Origin of the sequence: Moraxella sp. CTOTU49803, assembly GCF_032097965.1 — a bacterium.
Classification (GTDB): domain Bacteria; phylum Pseudomonadota; class Gammaproteobacteria; order Pseudomonadales; family Moraxellaceae; genus Faucicola; species Faucicola tetraodonis.
Genome location: NZ_DAMCJP010000016.1, coordinates 14,676 through 38,597, shown reverse-complemented (window position 1 = coordinate 38,597; position 23,922 = coordinate 14,676). Strand labels below are relative to the sequence as shown.

The 23,922-nt window shown below is 45.0% G+C and carries 21 protein-coding genes; 11 read left to right on the top strand and 10 right to left on the bottom strand.

The annotated features are described in order from the left end of the window. Positions 1-221: 221 nt before the first annotated feature. Entirely contained in the window at positions 222-890 is a 669-nt protein-coding gene (locus tag RT422_RS11545; RefSeq protein ID WP_096489220.1) for a c-type cytochrome, read from the bottom strand. Between the two features lie 489 nt (positions 891-1,379). On the opposite strand from RT422_RS11545, the gene yihA reads away from it, so the two are divergent. Further along, complete coding sequence (gene yihA, locus RT422_RS11540) at positions 1,380-2,078, top strand: ribosome biogenesis GTP-binding protein YihA/YsxC (protein WP_313422374.1); 699 nt, start codon at positions 1,380-1,382, stop codon at positions 2,076-2,078. A 3-nt stretch (positions 2,079-2,081) separates the two neighbouring features. Here yihA and RT422_RS11535 read toward each other — a convergent pair whose 3' ends face one another. Beyond that, on the bottom strand, positions 2,082-3,686 hold the full coding sequence (locus tag RT422_RS11535) for a M48 family metalloprotease (protein ID WP_313422372.1): 1,605 nt from the start codon (positions 3,684-3,686) through the stop codon (positions 2,082-2,084). A gap of 288 nt (positions 3,687-3,974) precedes the next feature. Here RT422_RS11535 and RT422_RS11530 point away from each other — a divergent pair, with 288 nt between their 5' ends. The 4 genes from RT422_RS11530 (at position 3,975) to thiS (ending at position 6,225) form a co-directional block, all read left to right on the top strand. After that, on the top strand, positions 3,975-4,337 hold the full coding sequence (locus tag RT422_RS11530) for a sulfurtransferase TusA family protein (RefSeq protein WP_313422370.1): 363 nt from the start codon (positions 3,975-3,977) through the stop codon (positions 4,335-4,337). Positions 4,338-4,411: 74 nt separating this feature from the next. Beyond that, positions 4,412-5,593, top strand: coding sequence for an RNA polymerase sigma factor RpoH (rpoH, locus tag RT422_RS11525; protein ID WP_096489224.1), 1,182 nt, complete (start codon positions 4,412-4,414; stop codon positions 5,591-5,593). Between the two features lie 5 nt (positions 5,594-5,598). Beyond that, positions 5,599-5,967 carry a DUF423 domain-containing protein gene (locus tag RT422_RS11520; protein ID WP_060995471.1) on the top strand — a complete coding sequence of 123 codons (369 nt, stop codon included), beginning with the start codon at positions 5,599-5,601 and terminating at the stop codon, positions 5,965-5,967. 57 nt (positions 5,968-6,024) lie between these two features. Continuing rightward, positions 6,025-6,225: a sulfur carrier protein ThiS gene (gene thiS, locus RT422_RS11515; RefSeq protein ID WP_313422368.1), complete on the top strand. Its 201-nt coding sequence runs from the start codon at positions 6,025-6,027 to the stop codon at positions 6,223-6,225. 56 nt (positions 6,226-6,281) lie between these two features. Here thiS and RT422_RS11510 read toward each other — a convergent pair whose 3' ends face one another. Continuing rightward, the gene (locus RT422_RS11510; protein ID WP_313422367.1) at positions 6,282-7,520 is read right to left on the bottom strand and encodes a cation:proton antiporter; all 1,239 of its coding nucleotides are present in this window, start codon (positions 7,518-7,520) and stop codon (positions 6,282-6,284) included. Between the two features lie 353 nt (positions 7,521-7,873). Next, positions 7,874-9,667 (bottom strand): RNA polymerase factor sigma-54, encoded by a 1,794-nt coding sequence (rpoN, locus tag RT422_RS11505; protein WP_313422366.1) that lies wholly within the window; start codon positions 9,665-9,667, stop codon positions 7,874-7,876. Between the two features lie 217 nt (positions 9,668-9,884). Between rpoN and RT422_RS11500 the strand changes: the two genes are divergently transcribed. Together RT422_RS11500 and RT422_RS11495 are read left to right on the top strand one after the other, a co-directional pair. Continuing rightward, entirely contained in the window at positions 9,885-10,898 is a 1,014-nt protein-coding gene (locus RT422_RS11500; protein WP_313422364.1) for a nitrilase-related carbon-nitrogen hydrolase, read from the top strand. Between the two features lie 17 nt (positions 10,899-10,915). After that, entirely contained in the window at positions 10,916-11,374 is a 459-nt protein-coding gene (locus RT422_RS11495; protein ID WP_036594464.1) for a cyclic nucleotide-binding domain-containing protein, read from the top strand. An 82-nt stretch (positions 11,375-11,456) separates the two neighbouring features. Here the strand turns inward: RT422_RS11495 and xerA are convergent, their stop codons facing one another. The 4 genes from xerA to lptM all read right to left on the bottom strand — a co-directional run bounded on the left by xerA (position 11,457) and on the right by lptM (position 15,268). Then, entirely contained in the window at positions 11,457-12,392 is a 936-nt protein-coding gene (gene xerA / locus RT422_RS11490) for a site-specific tyrosine recombinase/integron integrase (RefSeq protein WP_409520130.1), read from the bottom strand. Between the two features lie 126 nt (positions 12,393-12,518). Then, a complete protein-coding gene (gene dapF, locus RT422_RS11485) occupies positions 12,519-13,451 on the bottom strand; it encodes a diaminopimelate epimerase (protein ID WP_096489232.1) in 933 nt (310 codons plus the stop codon). Between the two features lie 226 nt (positions 13,452-13,677). Next, the gene (lysA, locus tag RT422_RS11480; protein WP_409520129.1) at positions 13,678-14,985 is read right to left on the bottom strand and encodes a diaminopimelate decarboxylase; all 1,308 of its coding nucleotides are present in this window, start codon (positions 14,983-14,985) and stop codon (positions 13,678-13,680) included. After that, a complete protein-coding gene (gene lptM / locus RT422_RS11475; protein WP_313422361.1) occupies positions 14,975-15,268 on the bottom strand; it encodes an LPS translocon maturation chaperone LptM in 294 nt (97 codons plus the stop codon). Before lptM ends, lysA begins: the two co-directional genes overlap by 11 nt. A 337-nt stretch (positions 15,269-15,605) precedes the next feature. Here lptM and RT422_RS11470 point away from each other — a divergent pair, with 337 nt between their 5' ends. From RT422_RS11470 to rsfS, 4 genes are all read left to right on the top strand, one after another. Continuing rightward, positions 15,606-16,781, top strand: coding sequence for an acetate kinase (locus RT422_RS11470; protein WP_313422359.1), 1,176 nt, complete (start codon positions 15,606-15,608; stop codon positions 16,779-16,781). A 64-nt stretch (positions 16,782-16,845) separates the two neighbouring features. Beyond that, entirely contained in the window at positions 16,846-18,990 is a 2,145-nt protein-coding gene (gene pta / locus RT422_RS11465) for a phosphate acetyltransferase (RefSeq protein WP_313422357.1), read from the top strand. Positions 18,991-19,268: 278 nt separating this feature from the next. Further along, complete coding sequence (gene nadD, locus RT422_RS11460; protein ID WP_313422355.1) at positions 19,269-20,009, top strand: nicotinate (nicotinamide) nucleotide adenylyltransferase; 741 nt, start codon at positions 19,269-19,271, stop codon at positions 20,007-20,009. 144 nt (positions 20,010-20,153) lie between these two features. After that, positions 20,154-20,555, top strand: coding sequence for a ribosome silencing factor (gene rsfS, locus RT422_RS11455; protein ID WP_007117168.1), 402 nt, complete (start codon positions 20,154-20,156; stop codon positions 20,553-20,555). Between the two features lie 124 nt (positions 20,556-20,679). Here the strand turns inward: rsfS and RT422_RS11450 are convergent, their stop codons facing one another. Together RT422_RS11450 and efeB are read right to left on the bottom strand one after the other, a co-directional pair. Beyond that, complete coding sequence (locus RT422_RS11450) at positions 20,680-22,476, bottom strand: FTR1 family protein (RefSeq protein WP_313422352.1); 1,797 nt, start codon at positions 22,474-22,476, stop codon at positions 20,680-20,682. Between the two features lie 51 nt (positions 22,477-22,527). Continuing rightward, on the bottom strand, positions 22,528-23,868 hold the full coding sequence (gene efeB, locus RT422_RS11445; RefSeq protein ID WP_313422350.1) for an iron uptake transporter deferrochelatase/peroxidase subunit: 1,341 nt from the start codon (positions 23,866-23,868) through the stop codon (positions 22,528-22,530). Positions 23,869-23,922 lie beyond the last annotated feature (54 nt).

Sequence of the window (23,922 nt, the reverse complement as noted above, 5' to 3'; positions counted from 1 at the left end):
AGGTGGCCGTACTGTAGGTGCGGGTGTTGTTGCTAAAGTTAACGACTAATCGTTAATTAGCATACAAAAGAGTCACTTCGGTGGCTCTTTTTTTATGCCTAAGCTTTTGTTAACAGGTTAATTTGCCACCAAAATTTACTATTGGTTAATATTGGTTTAGGTGGTTTTAGACAATAAAAAAGCCAAGCGCTATGCTTGGCTAAATAATATATCGCTAAACACTAGTGTAGACCGCTGATATAGTCAGACAATACTTTGATATCATTATCTGATAATTTTGATGCCACGATTTGCATCATGCCTTTATCGCCTTTTTTAGCTGCATCATTCATACGCGTTTGTGATGGGTCTGTCACATCGTCTTCACGACCCGCTGCACGGAACAGTTTTAATTGGGTTGCGATATAAGCTGAATGCTGACCCCCAATACGCGGAAAAGCGGCTAAATCGTTACCATTGGCTTTACCGCCGTGACAGCCTGCACAAGGAATCACACCGCGTGTGCTATTACCACCATAATACAATTTTTGTGCCACGGGAGCGTAAGCAGGATTGGCATAACCTACCCCCCAACGTGGTTGGCTTGCATAATAACCTGCCACATTCGCCAGGTCTTGGTCATTTAATTTTGCCACTTGCGCTGACATAATAGGATTGACACGCGCGCCTGATTTGAATTCGGTTAGCTGTTTATAGAGATACTTAACGTTTTGTCCGCCAAGGTTAGGCTGTGCAGGAACAGTACTAACACCATTGACGCCATGACAAGCACCACAAACTGATTCAGCAATAACCTTACCTTTGGCAATGTCATATTTTGGTACGGTAACAGCTGCAGAACCGCTTACGCTGGCAATTAAAAGGCTTGCGGCAGTGAGTATTTTTTTCATCGGTAACAATTCCTACTAAAGCGTGTTGGTTATGACTCACAATGAGCTAGCGACAAAGGCATTGCTTACAATATCAAAGCAACACCCAGTTATCATCATACATATTTATTGCTTTAACACTGGTGAATGTATCTACTAAGTTACAATATTATAGCAAGACAACCATGCGCTTGTCTGCAAAATTTGTAGGCTACCCTATTAATGAACGCTAATCATATGGCTAATACGACATTTAAGTTAGCTTAATGACTTTGAAACACCGAGGGTTTTGTCGATTACAGTGACAGTCATGATTAAAACCATAATCGAATAATTGATATGGCTGATTATTATGCCATAACTCGATAATCATGTAAAAGTCATTTGCAGGTTGGCAAGCGAGTTTCACTACAAAAAATATCTTATAAAACAGCGGTAGCAATTGCTCAAAATTTTGGGTTATGGGTATTTGCTGATACAATAGCGCTTTAACATTAAGATTATGTGCTGATGATGGATTCTACTAACACACCCGCGCCAACTGCGATTACTGACGATAGTGATGCAGCAAAACGCTGGTTACATCAAACCCAATTTATGCTGTCTGCCCCTACCTTTAAACTGTGTCCTGCCGATACGGGTCGCGAAGTTGCTTTTGCTGGCCGCTCAAATGCTGGTAAGTCCTCTTGCATTAATGCATTGACCCAGCAGCGCCAGTTAGCCCGTTCCTCCAAAACCCCAGGTCGCACCCAAATGATTAACTTTTTTAATATGGGCAATTTGGATCAGCGGTTGGTGGATTTGCCAGGGTATGGCTATGCCGCCGTGCCCGAGGCGATGAAAAAAGAATGGCAGTCAGAGCTTGAAAAATACCTAATTTCGCGTAAAAGTCTCGCCGGTTTAGTGCTACTCACAGACATTCGCCATCCACTAAAATTCTTTGATGAGCAAATGCTACACTGGGCAAAGGACGGTGAGCTTGAGGTTCATGTGCTATTAACCAAAGCCGATAAGCTCAAATATGGTGCTGCCAAAAACACACTACAGCAAACCCGCAATCAGCTTAATAAATTAAAATTGCCGTTTAGTATTCAATTATTTTCCGCCCAAGATAGAATTGGGCTTGAAGAACTGTCATTGAAACTTGCCAGTTGGCTGGCGCTACCCGAGCAGGATGAGCCAGATAATGAACCTACGTTAGCCGTCTAATCATTAAGATGGTTTAAACTGATTGGCGTCTTGTACTTGGTTGATTTGCTGGTTCAGCAGTGCCAGCAAAGATTGATTACTAGGTAGCTGCTTTGCTAACGATTTGGCTTGGGTCAGTGATGTCACAGCATCTTTTAGCTCATTGCGCCATAACTCGCCATACGCGCGATAGCGTAACGTATTGATGCGATGAATCAGTTGCTCATCACCGCTACGGTGTTTGGCCAGTAGTTGACTGGCTTGTTGCAATCGATCCCACAGCATGACGTCACGGGGATTTTGCTTGGATAAGGGTTGAAGCAGCGCTAATACTTTTTGACCACTCTCTGCAGTAGGTCGATATTTTAAATAAATGTCACTTAGATAGCGTGGCACATCTGTGCGCTCAGGATACACAGAGACGAGTTGCTGCAATTTAGCGATTGCCACATCGACATTGCCTTGCTGCGCAGCTAACTGACTAAATGTCACGACTGCCAGCGGATTGGCGAGCGTGTTGATGTCCTTATCAAAATCCTGCATTAAACTTTGTGCCGCTTTGGGTTGTCCGTTATCGAGATAATAATTAATCAGCGCAAGTTTGGCACCTTTACTGGTTTTTGCCCCTTGTTCCAAATCGGCTTTGTTGACTAGATAGCCATAGTAGCGAGCACGCCACTGGATTTGTTCAAACAGTTGCGCACGCTGCTGTTGAATAGATTGATAACGGTTTGACGCCATATTAGCCTGACTATCACGCTTGTAAGTTGCGACTCGCGCCCTTGCTTCACTGATTCTATCTGCGGTGAGCGGATGGCTTAAAATAAAACTGGGAATCAAGGTGTTACTTTTGACAGGGTTTTGTTGGTCTAGGGTGGCAAAGAAACTGGGCATGGCATTGACATCATAGCCTGCTTGGTTCATGATTTGCATGCCAATACGGTCGGCTTCTCGCTCTTGCCCACGGCTATAGGAGGCAGCAGCGTTGGCCGACATCGCCTGAGAGCCTAGCATGACAGCGGCAGCGGCATCACCATCCCCGACTTTGGATGCTGCGACGCCCGCCAAAAGACCGCCTGCCTGCATCAGTAGCTGTTTGGTTTTTTCATCATTGCGATGTTGATAATGGCGCTGGCTGACATGGGCAATCTCATGCGCGACGACGCTCACTATTTCATCTAGACTTTTAGCTTTATCCAACAAACCGACATTGATGCCGATAAGCCCAGACGGTACCGCAAAGGCATTGATTTGCTTGTCATTGATAATCACTAGCCCCATGGGTGCGTTGAGACCTGCTACCGCATTGATTTGCCACACAATTTGTTCAAGCGATTGCTGCAACCAAGGGTCTTTTATCAGCGCTGCATTGCCGTTGATTTGTCGAAGCGCCCACTCACCGACTTGGCGATTTTGCTCGGTATCGATGAGCGCTTGTCCATTGTCCATAGAGGCTAATTGGCCATTGACTTGGGTAGGCTCAGCACTTGCAATCATGACTGGATTAAAAGCAGGCGCACTTTGATAGGAGAAGTTATCGACAGCAAGCACGCCAGTTGATAGTGTACTTAATACAGCCACTACAGGCGTTTTTCTAAATAAATAACTAGCAAGTGGATTGATGGGCATGCGCGACCTTTGACAGCGAATTAGCTTAGAATGATGTTTAAAAAAATGGTGTTTAAAAAAAGGTAAATGCTAAATAATACTGCTCAATATACAAATTTCAGCAGCTTTAAAAAGCCAAATTTTGTAATGATATCTTGCTACAATCTACCGACTACTGAATGCAGGATAAAGGTTAAATTTTCAAAAATATAATGCTAACTTTGATTTATCTCAATCGTCTACACTTGTAATTTATCCTATAATAACCATCTAACACACTTGCAATTTTCGAGTAGCGATTTTATTACCATGACGGATTCTTCTCAGATTACGCTAAATCCTGCCTTACTATCGGATGACGCCTTTTGCCAAGATTGGGGGTTGTTTCTGTCAGGCGAACATAACGACCTGCACATCGATGCTCAAATTGAGCATTATGTGGATGGCAAAGGACTCGCCTGCCCGATGCCGCTGCTTAAACTGAAAATGGCACTAAAAAAGACTGCGTTGGGTCATGCGGTGTATGTAACCGCAACCGATCCTAACAGCAAGCGTGACATCGCAGCTTTTTGTCAGCATGCCGGATATACCCTGGTACAGCAGACATCAATCACACCGTCTGAAAATACAACAGACACAATCTTTCACTCGATCATAACCAAAAATTGCTAAACGCCTCTTACAAAAAAGCTGGCTTTAAGGCATACTAAATAACAGAAATTAAAAGACAATTGACAGGCTATTTCATGGCTACAAAGACCAAAACAACGACAATAAAAAAGACTGCCAACGCAAAAAAATCGACCAAGCTTGATGATAAGCTGGGTGGCGACCCACACGCTGCATTTGATGACATCGACGATGACGAACTCGATGAATTTGACGAGCCAGACTTTGATAGCTTAGATGACGACGATATTGACCTTGCACAGCTCCCTGATAGTTATGATGACTATGATGAGTTGGTGGACGAGGCTGATGACGACTATGATGATGAGTTTGTTGAAAAACCACGAAAGACTGCATCGCGATCCCGTCAAAAGAAAGCCATGACCAATGCGCTTGTTCCTACCATGCCGACTGCGTTATCTGCACCTGGGGTAAATTTAGGCGCGTATATCAATGCGGTTCATCAAATTCCTATTTTGACGGCAGAGCAAGAACAGGAGCTAGCGCATCGCTATACTGACGAAGGGGATGTAGAAGCAGCACGGCTGCTGGTTATGTCGCATCTGCGATTTGTGATTCACATTGCGCGCAGCTACTCTGGCTATGGCTTGCCACAAGGCGATTTGATTCAAGAAGGCAATGTCGGTTTGATGAAAGCAGTGAAACGTTTTGACCCAAACAAAGGTGTGCGTTTGGTGTCTTTTGCCGTGCATTGGATCAAAGCTGAAATCCATGAATTTGTGATTCGTAACTGGCGTATCGTCAAAGTCGCAACCACCAAAGCGCACCGCAAGCTATTTTTTAACTTGCGCTCACTGAAAAAAACCAACAACCAGTTAACGCTCGAAGAAGCCGAAGCGATTGCCAAAGACTTAAATGTTACCGTCAAACAAGTGCTAGAGATGGAAAGCCGTCTGACTTCGTATGATGCATCGTTTGAAGCACAAAGTGATGATGAAGACGAAGGTCGCTATGCACCGCAGTATTTTTTAGAAGATGCGGCTGACCCTGCCGATATGGTAGAAGATGCTGATTGGGAAGAAAATAACAATTCGGCCCTGATGGAAGCGATGGAGGACTTAGACGATCGTTCGCGGGATATCGTACAGCAGCGCTGGCTCAATGAGCAAAAAGCGACCTTGCACGAGTTGGCGGCGGAGTATAATATCTCAGCGGAACGGGTACGCCAAATTGAAAAAAATGCCATGGATAAAATCAAAGAAGCCATGTTAGCCAATACCCATTTGCAGTTGGATTAACCTTCATGAATTGGATAAGTATTGGCGCGATAAATATGGCAGTGGCGGTCGCCTGTGGGGCGTTTGCCGCACATGGGCTTAAACCGTGTTTATCAGCCGAGCAGATGGCTTGGTGGCAGACAGGTACGCAATACTTTTTTTATCACGCGCTTGGGTTATTGATTGTTGGTATGTTATTGCGTATAAACCTCACCTCCCCTACTATCGCGTGGGTGATGCAGCTGGGTATTGTGCTTTTTACAGGTTCGCTGTACTTGATGGCTTTGGGTATGCCACGTTGGTTGGGGGCCATTACCCCGATTGGCGGCACGCTATTTATTATTGCATGGATTTGGCTTGCTATCAGTGTTGCTAAGCACACTTCATCAGTTTAACCCTATTTAACCCCATTTAACCATAACAGAAAGCGTAACAAAACAGGAAGCGAAATAATGCCACAAGTGACTTTAAATGGTGACGTCAAACAAACGTTACATCAAAATCTCTTACTACTATTGGATGAAATGGGGCAAACCCAAGGTCGTTTTGCTGTTGAAATCAATGGTGAATTGATTCCAAAAAGCCAATTGGCAAATGTCACCTTGCAAGATGGTATGAACATTGAAGTGGTGCAAGCGGTGGGTGGTGGCTAATCTTAGTAGCGTAAAAAAAGCGGGTAAATCACCCGCTTCTTTATTTTTAAATTGGACTAATTTTTGGTCATGGCTAATAGCCGATTAGCGGTTAGCCCGTGTAAAAACACCGACATTGCAATCGTTACCACACAAATCACCCAAATTTTTAGCGCTTCATCACTGGTAAATACGCCTTTATTCATCGCATAGGCGATATAATACAATGTACCAATCCCGCGAATGCCCAGTCCTGCCGTTACCCAGCGTTCATTGCGACTCATCCCCAGTTTACCTAGACTAAAATAACCCACGATGGGACGTATCAAAAATATAAACGCCAAACATACCACATACACTTGCCAGCTAAGGGTAACATCACTCGCTAATGCTTGACCCACTAGCAGTCCCAAAAATACCATCACAAGCGACATCAACAAACCTTCAATTTGCTCAGCAAAATCATGCAAGCCTTGATGATATTCATGTTCACATTCTGAACGCCGAAGGGTTAACGCGGCGACAAATACCGCAATAAAACCATAACCATGCACGAACTCTGTAATGCTATAAGCCAGTAACATCAAGGCTAACACCATATAACTTTGCTCGACTTTATCGGGATATGCCTTGGTAAATAGCCAGTTTGCCAAAAATTTACCAACACAGTAACCCGCCGCCACCCCTGCAATGATTCGCCATAACACATCATAGCCCAACCAATGCAGCCAATCCTCTGCACCAAAACCCTGATTGAGTGAGGCAGCCGTAGCAATCGCTATCGCTAAATACACAAACGGAAATGCCAGTCCATCATTGAGACCCGCCTCAGAGGTGAGGGTAAATCGGGTCACATCTTCCTGTCGTTCGGAGTTGGGTGGACCGACTTGGATGCTTGCCGCTAATACAGGGTCGGTTGGCGCTAGCACCGCACCGAGCAAAATAGCCGCCGCCATACTGAGTCCAAAAATGTAATGCCCCATCAATGCCATCGCGGCGATACCCACTGGCATCACAATCACCAACAGCCTTAAGGTCGGTTGCCAAGTTTTCCAATTGAGCGGAGTATCGAGCTTGATACCACAACCAACCAATGAAATCAGCACCACCACTTCTGTAACTTTTTCTATAGGAACGCCATAATTAAGCGGATTAATTCTAGGCAGCCCCATAAAAAAATACCCTAGCAGTGCGCCAAAGGTAATTTGTATCATAGGCAGGGATATCGAAAGCTTGCGCGGTAGCACAGGAAAGAATGCCCCGATTAAAAACGCCAACCCTAAAAAAAGTAAAATCAAATTATAGTGTTCAAGCATACCCGTGTACCAAGATAAGTTGCTAAAAGAGCTTTGCAACTTGGTTTATATCATTTTGATTTATATCACTTCAAATAACTGCGAGTAAAAATAGTTGCTATTGAGCAATTATTGCTAAGCCACGTTACTGCGTCAAAGGTTTATCCCTTATGAATCCATTATGCAAAAAGGTAGGCATGCCATCAACCATTGCTGTTTAGCAAAATACCAAGAGATTTGTTAACAGTTCGAGAGTTGAGTTAAATTTGAAAGTTGAGTTATATTTGAAAATTTAGTTACATTTGAAAATTTACTTACATTTAAAAGTTCAGCTAGAAAAGATTTTGACTGACTATCTAATCACAACATTGCGGTCAAAACCGCACTTTACGCTGCGTAGAAGAACCGATGTTCATACCTTCTCGGTATTTGGTCACGGTACGACGGGCAATATCAATACCTTTATCTTGTAGATGCTTCATAATACTACTATCAGATAGCGGTTTTTTGGGGTCTTCTGCCTCAATCATTTGCTTGATCATCGCGCTGATAGCGGTTGAAGAAACGCCTTCGCCCTCATCACTACTGACTTGACTGGAAAAGAAATATTTCAGGCTAAATAGCCCTTTGGGGGTAACGATGGTTTTGCTGGTAGTAATACGAGAAACGGTTGACTCATGCAAGCCGACTTCATCTGCCACATCTTTAAGTACCATCGGCTGCATTGCCATGACGCCTTGCTCAAAGAAAGCCTGCTGACGTTTGACGATACAAGTTGCAACTTTTAGTAGATTTTGATTACGCTCTTCGATGCTACGGATAAACAGCCGCGCATCATACAGCTGCTCTTTTAGATAGACGCCTTGTTCGCTGTTGTCATTGCGACTAACAAGTTTGGCATAGACTTGGTTAATACGCAGTTTTGGCAAGGTTTCTGGGTTTAAGCTGACTTCCCAATGCTGTCCACGCTGCACCACAATGACATCAGGAATGTCATAGCTTTCAATGCCATTATCTAGCTGGCGCTGTGATTTTTCATAAGACAGTGCAGGATTGGGGTTTAATGTGCGCAATAAAGCAAGCGCAGGCTGAATCTCAGAGACGTCAAGATTGGATGATTTAAGCAGTGCATTGATGTTATTGTTGGCAAAAAATTCTGAATGCATCAAAATTTGCTTGGCTGCTTGCCAAGAGGGGGTATCACTCGGCAATTTATTGAGCTGAATCAGCAAGCATTCTGCCAAATTTCTCGCACCAACGCCCAGTGGCTCGCAGTTTTGTATTTGCTTAACCACAAGCTCAATGTCTTCAAGCGCCAAGTCCACATTTTCAACTTGATAAAATGACAACATGGTATCAAAACTTTGAAATAGCTCATCATTCGATAACGTGATAAAACCACGCTCGTCCATGCTATCAATCAGATACTCCGCCATCAGCATATCAATGGTGGAGAGCCGTCTTAAATTCAGTTGCCAACGGACATAATCTTGAATATTTCCTTGCGTAGCAAGCTTATAATCATCCTGACTGTCTTCGCTATCAATGCCCGTGGCTGCCGAAGATTCATAGCTATAGATATCATCCCACTGCGCATCCACCGGCATGTCGATTTGCTGGCTGCTAAGATGCTCGCTACTATCAATGCCGTCTAAGCCAAATTCCTCATCATAGCGATAATCGCTGTCTGCATAACTGTCCCTATTGTTGTCATCATAGCTGTCACTGTCACTATCACTTGGGCTATGACTTGCATACTCATGCACTGCCGAGGGTTCACTGTGCTCGGGATAATCTTGGCTAGCAGAAGCAGGATAAAAATCATCCGACGCTAGATAATCTTCCAACCCCTCAGCTTCATGGCGGTTATAGTCATCCAAATCAGCTTCAGACAACTCAACACCTTCTACTTGATAGTCATCATCGTCATAGTCATAGTCGTTATCCATGTCTTGTTCTGGATAGTTTTCGCCATCGGCAGTATTATCAGCGTCTTCATAAGACGTCTCCCACTCTTCTTCACGCTCAAGCAGGGGGTTACTATCGAGTTTAAGCTGCACTTCTTGTTCAAGCTCAAGACTCGATAATTGCAGCAAGCGAATTGCCTGCTGCATTTGCGGGGTGAGTGTCATCCCCGTCGTTAGCTTTGCCCCAATACCAATTTTCATAACGCGTTTTTTTAAGCCTTACTCTAATGAGGTTAGTTTAGATGGTGTGTCCATGCTCTGCTAGGTTGCTAGTTTAGTATTGTTTCAACAAGATATGCTAGTATTTTTTGACATTCAGCCGTATATTAATTATATGAACTTAGTTTAACTATGCTTAGCTTTACTTAGCTGCAGCAACCACAAATTTCCCTAAATTTTTTGCTTACGAAATCACACCATGACAAAACTGACAAAATTTGCGATTGTTGAACTCAATAGCCAGACCGACATCTTAGCAAATCTTCAATCTATTGAATTAGGTATTAAAATTGCCAGTGAACGCGGCACCCGCATGGTGATTTTGCCAGAAAACGCTTTTTGTTTTGGCAAACAGGGTTTTGCCAGTCAATATTTTGATGCCTTGAAAGCTTGGTCAGCACAGGCTGCCCGACACTATGGTGTGTATCTGCTGGCAGGAACCTTGCCCTGCCCGTATCGACCTGATGGTACGCCTGTGGCTGACGGCAAACTTCGGCAGAGCTCACTATTATTTGACCCTGCTGGCGACTGCTTAGCGCGCTATGACAAAATTCATTTGTTCAAAGCCACCGTCAATGATAGCACAGGCAACTATGATGAAGGTAGAACCTTCGAAGCTGGTAATGAGCTCATTTTGGCGGATAGCGAGTTTGGCAAAGTCGGCATGATGGTATGTTTTGATATTCGTTTCCCCACCCTTGCAGTCAAACTACGCGAACTAGGCGCAGATATACTCACCGCGCCTTCGGCGTTTACCTACCAAACAGGGAAAGCACATTGGCATGCGCTACTCACCGCAAGAGCGCTCGATAGTCAATGCATGGTCATTGGTGCAGGTCAGACGGGTGACCATGTCGTCAATCACTCAGCGCCTAGCAAAGTACGCAGCACTTGGGGGCATAGTGAATTTATCAGCAGTGATGGCGAGAATGTTTTGACCCAAAAAATCGACGCAGCAATTGATGCAGTAACCCGAGATTCCGATATCACCAACAATTCAGCTAATTTACCTTTATCCGACAAAGCAGCAAGCTGGCTGCCTAAGCCAAATAGTCGCCAACAGCTTGACCAAACTGCGGTTAAAACAACCACATCACAGCAAGCGCCGAGCGTGATTTTTGCCGACTTTGATGCGGATGCACAGCAAATAACTCGGCAGAATATTGCGTTGCTCGAATGTCAAAAATTGACTATCATAGCAAATAATACCTAATGACCCTTAAGCGAAAAATGGATAATCCACTTTTTGAATATTTAAAGAATAGTCCAATCTTTAGCCGTCTTGATCCTTATATGTTTCAAGTGGTCGAAAACTCATTGCACTTTAAACAGTTGAGTCCGCAAGAAGTGTTATTTACGGAAGGCGAGCATGGCGATTTTATGGCGTTTTTGCTGATTGGGGAGCTATCAGTCATTAAATACAGCCCTTCAGGGGCAGAAATTAAAGTCGGTGAAATTCGGGCGGGCGAAAGTACGGGTGAAATGGCACTGTTAGATTTATTAACTCGCTCCGCTACCATTAAAGCCGCCAGCCTATGTGCGCTTGTCACCTTGTCCCGAGCTGATTTTGAGCGACTTTTGTCAGATTATCCTCGTATCGGTGTTGAGATGCTGCGTGGCTTAGCGATTATCTTGAGCCTTAATCTTCGCCGTACTTCTGAGCATTTGACCCGCGCGGTAAATGCATAAGATGGCTACGGCTGATGTGGCTAGGCTTAATATTTTCTTCATGCCTAATATTACTGCTTAACCTGCCTATTATGGTCGTGAGCTATCGTCGTGAGCGGGGATGCGCTTTGTCATATACTTGCGATAAATGCCCAAAATCCAAATGGGTATAAATTTGTGTGGTACTGATATCACTATGTCCTAGCAATTCTTGAACGCCACGCAAATCACCACTATCACTTAAAATATGTGAGGCAAAACAGTGCCTTAGCAAATGCGGGTATAAATCTTGTGCGATACCGGCACGTTTGGCTTGTAGTTTGATACGTAGCTGCACGGTACGCGTTGAGATACGCGTCCCATAACGCTCACTGACAAATACCGCAGGATCTTGCTCTTCCACCCACAGCGAGCGATGCGGCAAATAGTTGATGAGTGCCTGCCAGGCTTTTTCGCCAATCGGTACGATGCGCGTTTTTCCACCTTTACCCAGTACTCGCAACAGCCGCTGTGATTTGTCGATATCAGACATATTAAGTCCTACTAGCTCGCCGACCCGTAAACCACTGCCATACAGCAATTCTAGCATGGCTTTATCGCGAATCCATAACCGCGCTTCATGGCTATCTTCTGGCGCAGCTTGGTCTAATAACTGGGATAATACATCGATATCAAGTAACGTAGGCAAGGGTCTCGGGGCGCGTTTGAGACGGATGGTTGTGGTGGGATTTAGTGTCATCAGCTGCTGAGCAATCAACCATTTATAAAGTTGACGCAACACAGTCAGTTCATATTGACTGCTGGATTTGGATATTTTATCAACATCCAATCGTTGAATTAGGAAGTCTGATAATTGCTGACGGGTGATGTGACAAAGCTCGGTATGTTGCTCATAGCAATACGCCAAAAAAGGCTGTAGCGCTTGGCGATAACTTTTGATAGTCGCCGCGCTATAACGCTTACTGCTTAGCTCAGCAAGCCAGCGATCTACCAAAGCTTGGTCATATGTATTGAGCACAGTTTCTGCCTCATGCGGCATTAAGTGCGTGGGCAAATCATCGATTGCTGATTTGCCTACACGGTTGCGCTGATTTTTACCTTGACTATTTTTCCCTTGACTCGGGCTACGGCTAGTTGGCATAGTGTCGGTTAGCGAGGTTGGGGTCTATTCATGGTAAGGATGTCCCTCATCTGAGCGATGTTCCTCACTTGATTGTGCCGGCGCAAATTTCAGCCCCGCACCTGCCATCAAACCCTCAGGACTAAACACCCCTTCGTACACAAAGGTCGCAGGACCCGTCATATACACAGGATAGCCTTCTTGCCACCGAATCACCAAACTGCCACCATACAACTGGGCTCGAATATCCACGCCTTCATCTAGCCAACCTTCACGCACCCCTGTGGCAACGGCAGCACACGCGCCCGTACCACAAGCTTGTGTTTCGCCGACGCCGCGCTCATAGACGCGTAGCCTGATATGGCGATTATTCATCACCTGCATAAACCCAACATTGACACGCTCAGGAAATGCAGGGTGGCTCTCAATCGCTTTACCGAGTTTTTCCACCTCGGCGGTCAATACATCATCCACTTTGATGACGGCATGAGGATTGCCCATATTGGCGACATAGAGTGTCACAGGCGTACCATCCACATTGAGCCGGTATGAGTTTTGAACTTTAGTAATGGTTTTGGGGGTAAAAGGAATCTCATCAGGCTCGAATTTTGGTTTGCCCATATCCACTTTTACCCAGCCATAATCATCGGTGCTTAGGGTGATAATACCGCTGGCGGTTTCTACTCGAATACGTTGTTTAAATGACAATTTACGCGCCTGCACAAAGCGGGCAAAACATCTAGCACCATTGCCGCATTGCTGCACTTCACTGCCATCTTTGTTAAAAATACGATAACGAAAATCGACATCAGGGCGGCTTGGCGGCTCAACAATCAGCAACTGGTCAAAGCCAATGCCTAAGTGTCTATCCCCTAACAACGCTACCAACTCTTTGGTCAAGTGAAGTCGCTGTGTGACTAGGTCAATGACCATAAAGTCATTCCCCAGTCCATGCATTTTGGTAAATTCAATTAACATTGTTATTCCTTAAAATTATTTTGATTTATACACGCTATCTTATCATGATAGCTGATTTTTTATAAGGTAATTGGGGAACAAAAAAACCTTAGCAAGTCAAGCAAATTTGGGCTCTATTGCTAAGGTTTTGAGTTCAGCTGCTAAGGTTTTGGTTTCAGTTGCTAAGGTTTTGGGCTCAGAGCAATCAATAAGGTTTAGCGTTGCTAGCAAACCTTACAGGATAGATTTAATCTATTAATTTTTCATTTTGCCAAAGGCTCTCAACCGTTTCACGCTCGCGAATGACATGGGCGTGACCATCTTTGACTAAAATTTCACAAGCACGTGGGCGGCTATTGTAATTGCTCGACATCACAAACCCATACGCCCCTGCGCCTGTGATGGCTAGAATATCATTGTCAGCCAATGCTAACACACGGTTTTTTGCCAAAAAATCGCCCGTCTCACAAATCGCCCCGACCATATCCCAAACTTTGGGTTCAACCGGTGAGTTCAACTGTGTGGGGATGACCGCCATCTCTGACTGATAAAGTGCCGGACGAATTAAATCATTCATCGCCGCATCGACAATGGCAAAATTTTTGTGTTCGGTAGGTTTTAAAATATCCACGCGGGTCAATAATACACCTGCATTGGCAACGATACTACGACCTGGTTCTAGATACAGTGTTAAGCCTAAAGTTTTCAGTTTTGGTAAGAGTAACTGCGCAAACTGTTGAATACTTGCAACGTCTTCGTCAATATACTGCACACCCAAGCCACCGCCCAAATCAATATGCTCAAGCGCAATACCTTGCTTGGCAAGTGCGTGAATCATCTCAATGACTTTATCCAATGCATCCATAAAAGGCTGAACTTGGGTCAACTGCGAGCCAATATGGCAATCAATACCGACGACTTTTAGGTGCGGTAGGTCATGGGCAATTTGGTAAATACGGGGCGCATCTTCATGGGTAATACCGAATTTATTTTCTTTGAGCCCTGTGGAGATATACGGATGGGTTTGCGCGTCGACATTAGGGTTGACGCGTAGCGAAATTGGCGCTTGCTGCTGTAGTTTGCCTGCCACTGCATTGATACGGTACAGCTCAGCTTCTGATTCAACATTAAAGCAAGCAATCCCTACTTCAAGGGCACTGCGGATATCTTCGGCGGTTTTGCCAAGTCCTGAAAATACGATTTTTTTGGGGTCGCCACCTGCCGCCAAAACCCGCGCAAGCTCGCCCCCGGTGACAATATCAAACCCTGCCCCTGCTTTGGCAAGTTCGTTTAATACAGCAAGGTTACTATTAGCTTTTACCGCATAACAAATCTGATGCTCAATCTCAGCAAAACTATCATCATAAGCTTTATAGGCTGCCAAAATCGCCTGCTGACTATACACATAGGTCGGGGTGCCGAAGGTCTTTGCGATATCTGCAAGACTGACGCCATCCATCATCAAGCCATTGCCATCATAACTCAGACAGTTGCTTGACTTGACGTGTTCGGTCGGGTTGATTGCTAAGCTTGCGGCTGTATCATTAGTAATCATTTTTACCTCCAACCGATGGCGTAGTCGCTGAGTGAGGCGCTGATTGCGGTGCTTGGGTTGCATTATTGTCAATCATGACGTTGGGATCTTGGGTGTTGATATCAACTTTGGTATCAGAGGCATTGGCAGTGGTGCTAGTCGGTTTGGCGGCCGCATCGACTACTTGTTGGCTATTATTGCTGGGTAGGTACAATGCCCCTTTTTGCCCACATCCTGTCAGCACATTGGTTGCCAACATCACCGTCAGCACGGCGATTGTTGGGGATAGTTTTGAAATTTGCATGAATGCCCTTAATTTTAAGAATAAAATAAGTGTAAAAATAAAATTTGCGATGGGGTTATTGTAGCTGTTTTTGCGTTTTATAAGCAATTATCTCACCTTACTAAAGATGAGCGTTAAATCGATGATTTTTGTTAATTTTTCATTTTGTTGACACCCTCATTGTTGTGGTATGCTTTTTCGCTATAATGATGACAACAAAAATTTGGCAAAAAATTACCACAATACATTTTTTTTAATCTACAATAAATTACTGAAGGCAAGGATAGCTTAAAATTTAATCCAGTTAGGAAGGGGCTTGTTGCAAGGAATGCACAAGATCTTGTCTAAAGGAACAGCCATGCAAAATCCGATCTTAGTACTTAATTGTGGGTCTTCATCAATCAAATACGCGTTATTAAGCAATGACAACAGCGAGCGCGTTGCCGGTCTTGCTGAGAACTTGGGCTTAGATACAGCGCGTATCAAACACACCGACCTCAATGGGGAAAAAGTCGAAATCTCTTTGGCAGGTGCCAATCACCAATGGGCGCTGCAAAAAATATTAGGTTTATTAGCCGCTTACAAACCCGTTGCCGTGGGTCACCGTGTGGTGCATGGGGGACGTGAGTTTTCTCATGCCGAAAAAGTCAATGACCATGTTTTGGCGGAAGTTAAACGGCTAAAAGTATTGGCGCCCCTGCACAACCCCGCCCATGCCTTAGGTATTGAAGCGGTGGAAAAAATCTACCCAAATTTACCGCAAGTGGTCGTGTTTGATACCGCCTTTCACCAAACCATGCCCGCCAAAGCCTACCGCTACGCTATTCCAAAAGATTTTTACAATGAGCATTATATCCGTCGCTATGGCTTTCATGGTAGCTCGCACGCCTATGTCAGCCACCGCGCTGACAGCCTAGCCCCTCATCACCAAGCCAATGGTTGGATTACAGTGCATTTGGGCAATGGTTGCTCGTTAACCGCTGTGTATGATGGCAAAAGTCTAGACACCAGCATGGGTCTGACCCCGCTTGAAGGTGTGGTCATGGGTACGCGCAGTGGTGATGTTGACCCAAGTTTGCATATTCATTTACACCGTATTTTGGGCTATAGCCTTGACCAAATTGATACAATTTTAAATAAACACAGCGGGTTGTTGGGCATTTCAGGTATCTCAAGTGATATGCGTACGGTGGAGCAAGCCGCCAACGAAGGCAACGAAGATGCCAAACTTGCCATCGAAATTTTCTGTTATAAGGCAGCCCGTTATATCGCCTCACTCAGCTGTGCGTTACCGATTTTTACTGGCTTGGTATTTACCGGTGGTATCGGTGAAAACAGCGCCTCAATTCGCCAAAAAATTTTACAAAACTTGCCGCATTTTGGCATCAAAGCGAACCTTGACAAAAATGCCGAGCTCTCTCGTGGCGTAGAAGGCAGTTTCCACCAAGCCGACAGCCAACTGCAATTGTGGGTGATTCCGACCGATGAAGAATACCAAATCGCCAAAGAAACCAAAGAAGTCTTAGGTTTATAAACCCTCTCACCCTGATGCCTCATCAGGGTTTTTAGTTTGAATAAAATAACAAATAGGAACTATCATGCAAACTATTTTATTTGTGCCTACCAGTAGCGGCATTGGCTTGACCTCAGCTTGTTTGGGTTTTATCCGTGCACTCGATTATATCGGGCTAAAAGCAGGATTTTTAAAACCCTTTAGCCAAAATACCACCGCCAATCATGAGAGTGATGACAGCTCAAGCGTGCTTGCAAAACATGCCTTTAACTTAAACCCGCCACCCTCCATTGATCGTAGCCGCTTAGAGCGTGTGATTGGGGATGGTCAGTTAGATGATTTGATGGAAGAAGTGGTTGCCAAACACCAAGCATTGGCTGAGCAATATGACGTTATCGTCTGTGAAGGTCTGGCTGCCGACAATGATTCAAGTTATGCGGAATTGGTGAATTTAGCCATCGTCAACGCGCTAGATGCCAAAGTCATCTTGGTCAGTAGTGGCGATATTGCAAACCCTGATAGTTTGGTAGACAAGCTAGATATTTTTGCCCGTGATTTTGGCGGTATGGCAAGCGAGCGTACGCTAGGCACGATTTTGATGCGCGTCAAAAACGTGGACAACCACTATGACGAAGCACCCGTCGCCCCTGGTAAAGCCAAAGTTGATTTGGCAGCTGAGCAGTTACAGGCGATTAAATCCCACTCCCCTTATTTTGACTCTGATAAATTTCGCTTGATTGGGGTAGTACCTTTTAGCAATACCTTAAGTGTACCCCGTACCTGGGATGTGGCTCGTGAACTTGATGCCAAATGGCTCAATGAAGGTGACGCCAAAAACCGCCGTGTGCTCAATACCTTACTGGTTGCGCGTACCGTTGCCAATATTGAAGATTCTTTCACCCGTGGCAACTTACTGGTGACGGCAGGCGACCGTGATGATTTAATTTTGGCAACTGCGCTTAGCACCATGAATGGTGTGCCGTTAGCAGGCCTTATTCTGACAGGCGGCATCATGCCAAACCAAAAAATTATCAACCTGTGTCGCCCGGCGCTAAAAACAGGAATTCCTGTGATGCTGGTTGACACTGACAGCTTTGATACCGTCACCAAACTTAACCATATCAGCCATGAAATCCCCGCAGATGATACCACTCGCGCCAGTGAAGTCACCGATTTTGTCGCCGCGCATTTGGATTTGGACTGGATCAAAACCACTTTTAGTCAAGGCAATAACAACCGCAAACTCTCGCCTTCGGCTTTTCGTCATACCTTGGTCAAAAAAGCCCAAGCTGCCAAAAAAACCATCGTACTGCCTGAAGGCAATGAGCCCCGTACCGTTGAAGCGGCGGTCATCTGTCAAACTCGTGGTATTGCCCATTGTATCTTACTTGCCAAACGCAGTGAGGTCGAAGAGGTTGCCAAGAACTTGGGACTCACCCTACCTGAAGGTCTGCAGATTCTTGACCCAGAAAGCTTGATTGACAAGTACGTCAAACCTATGGTTGAGCGCCGTAAAGGCAAACTCGATGAACTGCAAGCCCATGAACAGCTCAAAGACACCGTCGTGCTGGGTACGATGATGCTGCACTTGGGTGAAGTCGATGGTCTGGTATCTGGCGCCGTGCATACCACCGCCAATACTGTCCGCCCGGCGTTTCAGTTAATTAAAACAGCGCCGCAGTATTCACTGGTTTCGTCAATTTTCTTTATGCTACTGCCTGAGCAAGTGGTGGTGTATGGTGACTGTGCCATCAACCCAGACCCTAGCGCAGAACAGTTGGCTGAAATCGCCCTACAATCCGCCCAATCTGCCAAAGCGTTTGGTATCGAACCCAAAGTTGCCATGATTAGTTACTCGACAGGGTCATCAGGTGAAGGCGCGGACGTGGATAAAGTGCGTCAAGCCACCGAAATCGCCAAAGCCAAAGCGCCTGATTTGCTCATTGATGGGCCGTTACAATATGACGCTGCCAGTGTGGCAAGCGTGGCAAAATCAAAAGCGCCAAACTCGCTGGTGGCAGGTCAAGCCAATGTGTTTATCTTCCCAGATTTGAACACTGGTAATACCACTTATAAAGCGGTGCAGCGCTCTGCCAACGTGGTGAGCGTCGGTCCTATGCTACAAGGTCTCAACAAGCCTGTAAATGACTTGTCGCGTGGCGCCTTGGTTGAAGATATTGTCTATACCATTGCGCTCACAGCGGTTCAAGCTGATAGCGGTGAGTTTTAAGCGTTTATGTTTAAAAAAAGGTGAGTTTGACACTCACCTTTTTGTTGTCTGTCACACAGGATATCGGCTTAAATTCAATGCAAGGCTACTGTTCCACCACTAGGCTAGTGCGCCACAATCTGTTATGCCCAAAAATTGCTTTATGGTAAAATTCTGCACAAAGTGATTTTTGTGCGCAATTTACCAACCGATGAACCGCTAAACCAACAGTAAGATGTGTCAGTGATTATGAAGGATTTTAGTTTTCTTTACCCTAAATTTATATTGGGTTTGTGGTTATGACAATGCCTCGCTGTATTCGTGTCTGGTTGGGTGGCTCATTTGATCCGATACATTTGGCGCATTTACAGATGATTGCGCATGTGTACCATGAACTCATGCACGCTTTCCCCAACGTTGATATCGTCGCCAAATTACTGCCCACGGCGGGTTCGCCCTTAAAAACCAAGCCAACTTCCAACCAGCAGCGCCTTGAAATGCTTGCGCTTGCGATTGGCGATGTGCCTTTTTTGTCGATTGATGAAACTGAGCTGCAGTGTCAGCCACCTGTGTATAGCTTTCATACCTTGAGTGAGTTTAAACAGTGTTACCCCAATGACCTACTAATTTTTGTCCTCGGACAAGACAGTGTTGAACAACTTGATAAATGGTATCGCGGCTTTGATCTACTTTCGCTGACCAATCTATGGGTGCTACCCCGTCCCGCCTTGGGCAGCCTTAGCCACAATTTAAGCCAAACTTTACACCAAAATGCTTTAGCAACTAAAGATAAACCCCCTAGTATAAATATTGATAATCGGTTAGTGCCTTTTATCATTCATTCGCCAAAAGACTTGATAAATCAAACCACTAACCATATTTATATTGATAAGTTTGTCGTGCCCGATATTGCCAGTCGTGATATCAGAGCTTGGCTATACAGCACAGAAGCTCGGCAACGACAGCAAGCGCGGCTAAGTTTACCGAGTCAAGTTTATCGGTATATTGTTGAGCATCAGTTATATGCCCCAGACGTTTAGCCTGATATTGATTTACATTTTTTGATAACCTGTGCGTTAGATTTTTGTTAAAATAGCGCACTTTTTTTAGGATTGTCATGATCCTATTTTAAGCTATCCTTATAACCCAATCATTATGACCCAATTCATGGAACCCACGCATTTATGACCCAGACCCAATTTGCTAGTTTAGTCAATCAACACCCTGCCCACCAACAGTTAACCACTTGTCTTGATATCGTTCAAGATGCTTTGGATGATTTAAAAGCCAAAAACATTACCGTACTCGATGTTGCTGATATGACTGAAGTCATGGAGCGTATCGTGATTGCCGAAGGGACATCTACCCGCCACCTTAAAGCGGTTGCCGACCATGTCGCGATGAAATCGAAGCAAGCAGGATTTAATCCGATTGGTGTGGAAGGTCAAGGCACCAGTGATTGGACCTTGATTGATTTGGGCGCTGTGGTGGTGCATGTGATGATGCCACAAGCCCGCACGTTTTATGACCTAGAAGGCTTATGGCAAGGTCAAGCGCAGCGCGAGCGTATGGAAAAAACGGCGTAGTGTAGTCTATAGCTTAGTTTAGACTATGTTATGCAAACTATGCGTTATAAACTAGACGCCAAAACCAAATGGGTAAACAAGTTTTACCCATTTTTTTATGGCGTTAATTATCTTTGATTAAAGGTTATGCCAATGCAGCCGTTTGCTGACGTTGATGGTTTTTCATCCAAAGATTGATACCAATAAGGATAATAATATAGCCGATTTGTGCCAAAAATGTCTGTAGTGTTGGGTAAAATCCTAGCCATTCAATCGCTGGCAAGCCGCTCATGGCGGTCATCGGCAGATACCCTGTCAATTGCAGCGCGTGCAAACTAACGCCTAAAATCTTAAAGCCCAATAGGTAAATCACCCAAGTTAAGACTTTAAACAACTGTGGAATTGGTAATTTAACCGAGGTTCTTAGCATCACCCAAGCCACTGCTGCCAGTGCTACGAGCGCCAAACCAATCCCGGTTAAAAAATTACTCATGCTGATATTGGGTAATATACCGACATAAAACAATATGGTCTCTGCGCCTTCTCGAAACACGGATAGAAAGCTCAATCCAAATAACGACACAAAGCTACCTGCCGTCATGGCTTGTCCCATATGACGCTTGATATAAGCGTTCCATGATTGGACGGATGATTTGCTATGCAACCACGCCCCGATGCCAATCATCATAATGACCGCAACGATGCCTATCACCCCTTCAAACATCTCACGATTGGCGGCAGAAGTCACTGCAGGGAATAATAGCTGTAATGCCATCGCGCCTGCGATACTGGCAAGTAAGCCAAAAGCGACACCAGCATACACCCATTTTTTGGCTTTGACTTGTTTGGCAGCGGTTAAAGCCGATAACAGCGAGATGACAATCAATAAGGCTTCCAACCCTTCTCGAAGCAAAATCAGCATCGAGTCAACCGCGGTATATTGGGCTGTTGGATTGATTGCCGCCAATTCATTGATAATCGATTGCAGTGTTTGCTGCTGTTTAGGGTCTTGCCCCTTCGCCATCGCTAGCGGAATTTGACTTTCCACCCGATTATATAGGCTGGGGTTACGCGTACTAACATCGCCTTCGACCATTGGCCAAATACTAATAAACTCGCCTAATTTTGCTTGACCAATCGCTGCGTCGTTTGTTTTAAACGCCTGTAAACCATCGCGCAGTAACTGGATACTATCCGCCAGAGTGACAGTTTGTGTGGTTTGTACAGCGGCTACGTCACCTTTGTTATAACTGTCGATGGCGTCTTTTAGCGCAGCAGATTGGGTTTTGATTTGCGCCATATTGATGGGTTGGGTTTCAATCGCCACTCGCATCAGCGCCATGGATGTTTCGATTTTGCCATAGTGTCCCATACTGGTATTGCGTACGACCCGCTCATTACCTAGCCAAACTGCATTAAACTGGTTGTAAGCCGTCCGTAACGCTTCGACATCTGTCGCTGCTGCCCGTTGTATGACTTGATTAAGATTGTCATACGCAGGTACCATTTTTTTGGCAAACTCTTTTCGCTTCGCACTGTAATCTACAGGATTTTGTTCTTTTTCAAAGGCATATAACGCATTTGACACGGCTGATAAATTGGTTTCTGTGGGATTACTGATGGCTTGCCCAATCGCTTGGCTTGTCTGTTGCCCAAGCGTGGAATTTTTTGCCGTTGCATCTATGGCATCAAAGGCTGTTTGAATTTGCGCAAGGGTGTCCTTGGCTTTTAGCGTATCATTGGCTTTAATTGCCGCCATCGCGTCTGATAGCTTGATAAAAATAGGGCTTAAATTCAGCTTTTTGCTGGCTGGTTGACTGGCTTGCGTCGCTATCTGTGCACTTGCAGGCGTTGGTTGCTGCGCTTGTAAGCCTTGACTGGTGATGAGCAGCGAACTTGCTAGGCCAAAATTTAGCAAGGTTTTTTGGGTGATATTTATCATGAGTAACTTTTTAACCGTCTGTTTTTAACTGATGCAGGTTGCATTTTAACCTTAAGCTTCAAATAATGCTTGTCCAATATAGCCACCTTGCGGGATACCACCGAAGCAAGCAAATAAGCCACTGCCAATGTGGGTGGTGTATTCATTCATTTTATCAAGACGACCTAGGGCATTTTGGATGATGGTAAATTGCTCGGGCGATTTCTGAAATGAAATAAACAGCAGTCCTGAATCAAACTGCCCAGTGGCTGGGTTAATGCCGCTACTGTAAGAATACGAACGGCGTAGCATTTCCACGCCTGTGCGTTTTGCCAGTCCCACGTGGGAATTTTCAGGTATCACTGCTTTACCCTGCGCGTCTTTGGCATTCACATCAAAGGTGTCAAATTCGCCTTTTTGTCCAATCGCCGCGCCGCTATCACGATGTCGACCAAAGGTGTCTTCTTGACCCTTAAGTGAGGTGCGATCCCAAGTTTCAAGATGCATTTGGATGACACGGGTGACCAAATAAGTGCCGCCTTTCATCCAATCAGGCGCATCCGCCCATAAGTTTTTGTCCACAGCTTTGATGGTGCTTTGGTTGGCAGTGCCGTCTTTAAAACCGAATAAATTACGCGGCGTTTGATTGCCGGTATCAAACCCAACAAAACCTGACTGACTCCAACGCATGGTGATATTAGAACGCGCTTGGCGAACCAGTTGCCGTACTGCGTGGAACGCCACTTGCGCATCTTCGGCGCAGGCTTGAATACAGATATCACCCCCGGTCAAATTTTCTCGTAATTGATCGCGCGGGAACTTGGGCAAGTCTTGGAATTCTTTGGGCTGCTTATGAGTCAGTCCCATTTTTTTTAGAAAACTTGGGCTAATGCCAAAGGTCAACGTCAATCCGTACGCGCCCATGCTGTCTGCTTCGCCTGTGTCGGTTGGGGGCACAAACGGGTTCTTTTCATACGCTTTGATGTTTTTACCTTGCGTCAAATTGGCCGCATAGGTTGTCCAGTCTTTGAACATCTGTTTGACATCATCAAGCTTATCGGTATGTAAATCCATCACCAAAAAATAAATATTACGCTGTGACGGCGTGGTAATGCCTGCTTGGTGTTCGCCATAAAAATCATATTTGACATCCGCAAAACTATTTTTGGTAGTATTGGCATCACTACCAGCATGTTTAGGATTTTCGTTTTTATCGCTATCTTTGGACTGATTACTATCCAAAGCTTGCAAGTTAGGTAAGTTTTCGCTTGGTTTTTGCTGACAGGCCGACACGGCTAAACCTGCGCCTGCGACACTGAGCGCACCAAATTGGCGTAAAAAACTGCGACGATTTGACATTTTTAATCCCACCCCTGTTTCTTGCGCTTGCTTATCTAATTTACTATGTTTCATACTGCCCCTAACTTGATACTTACCTTTTTATGCCACCCTAAAACCGTCAAGTGA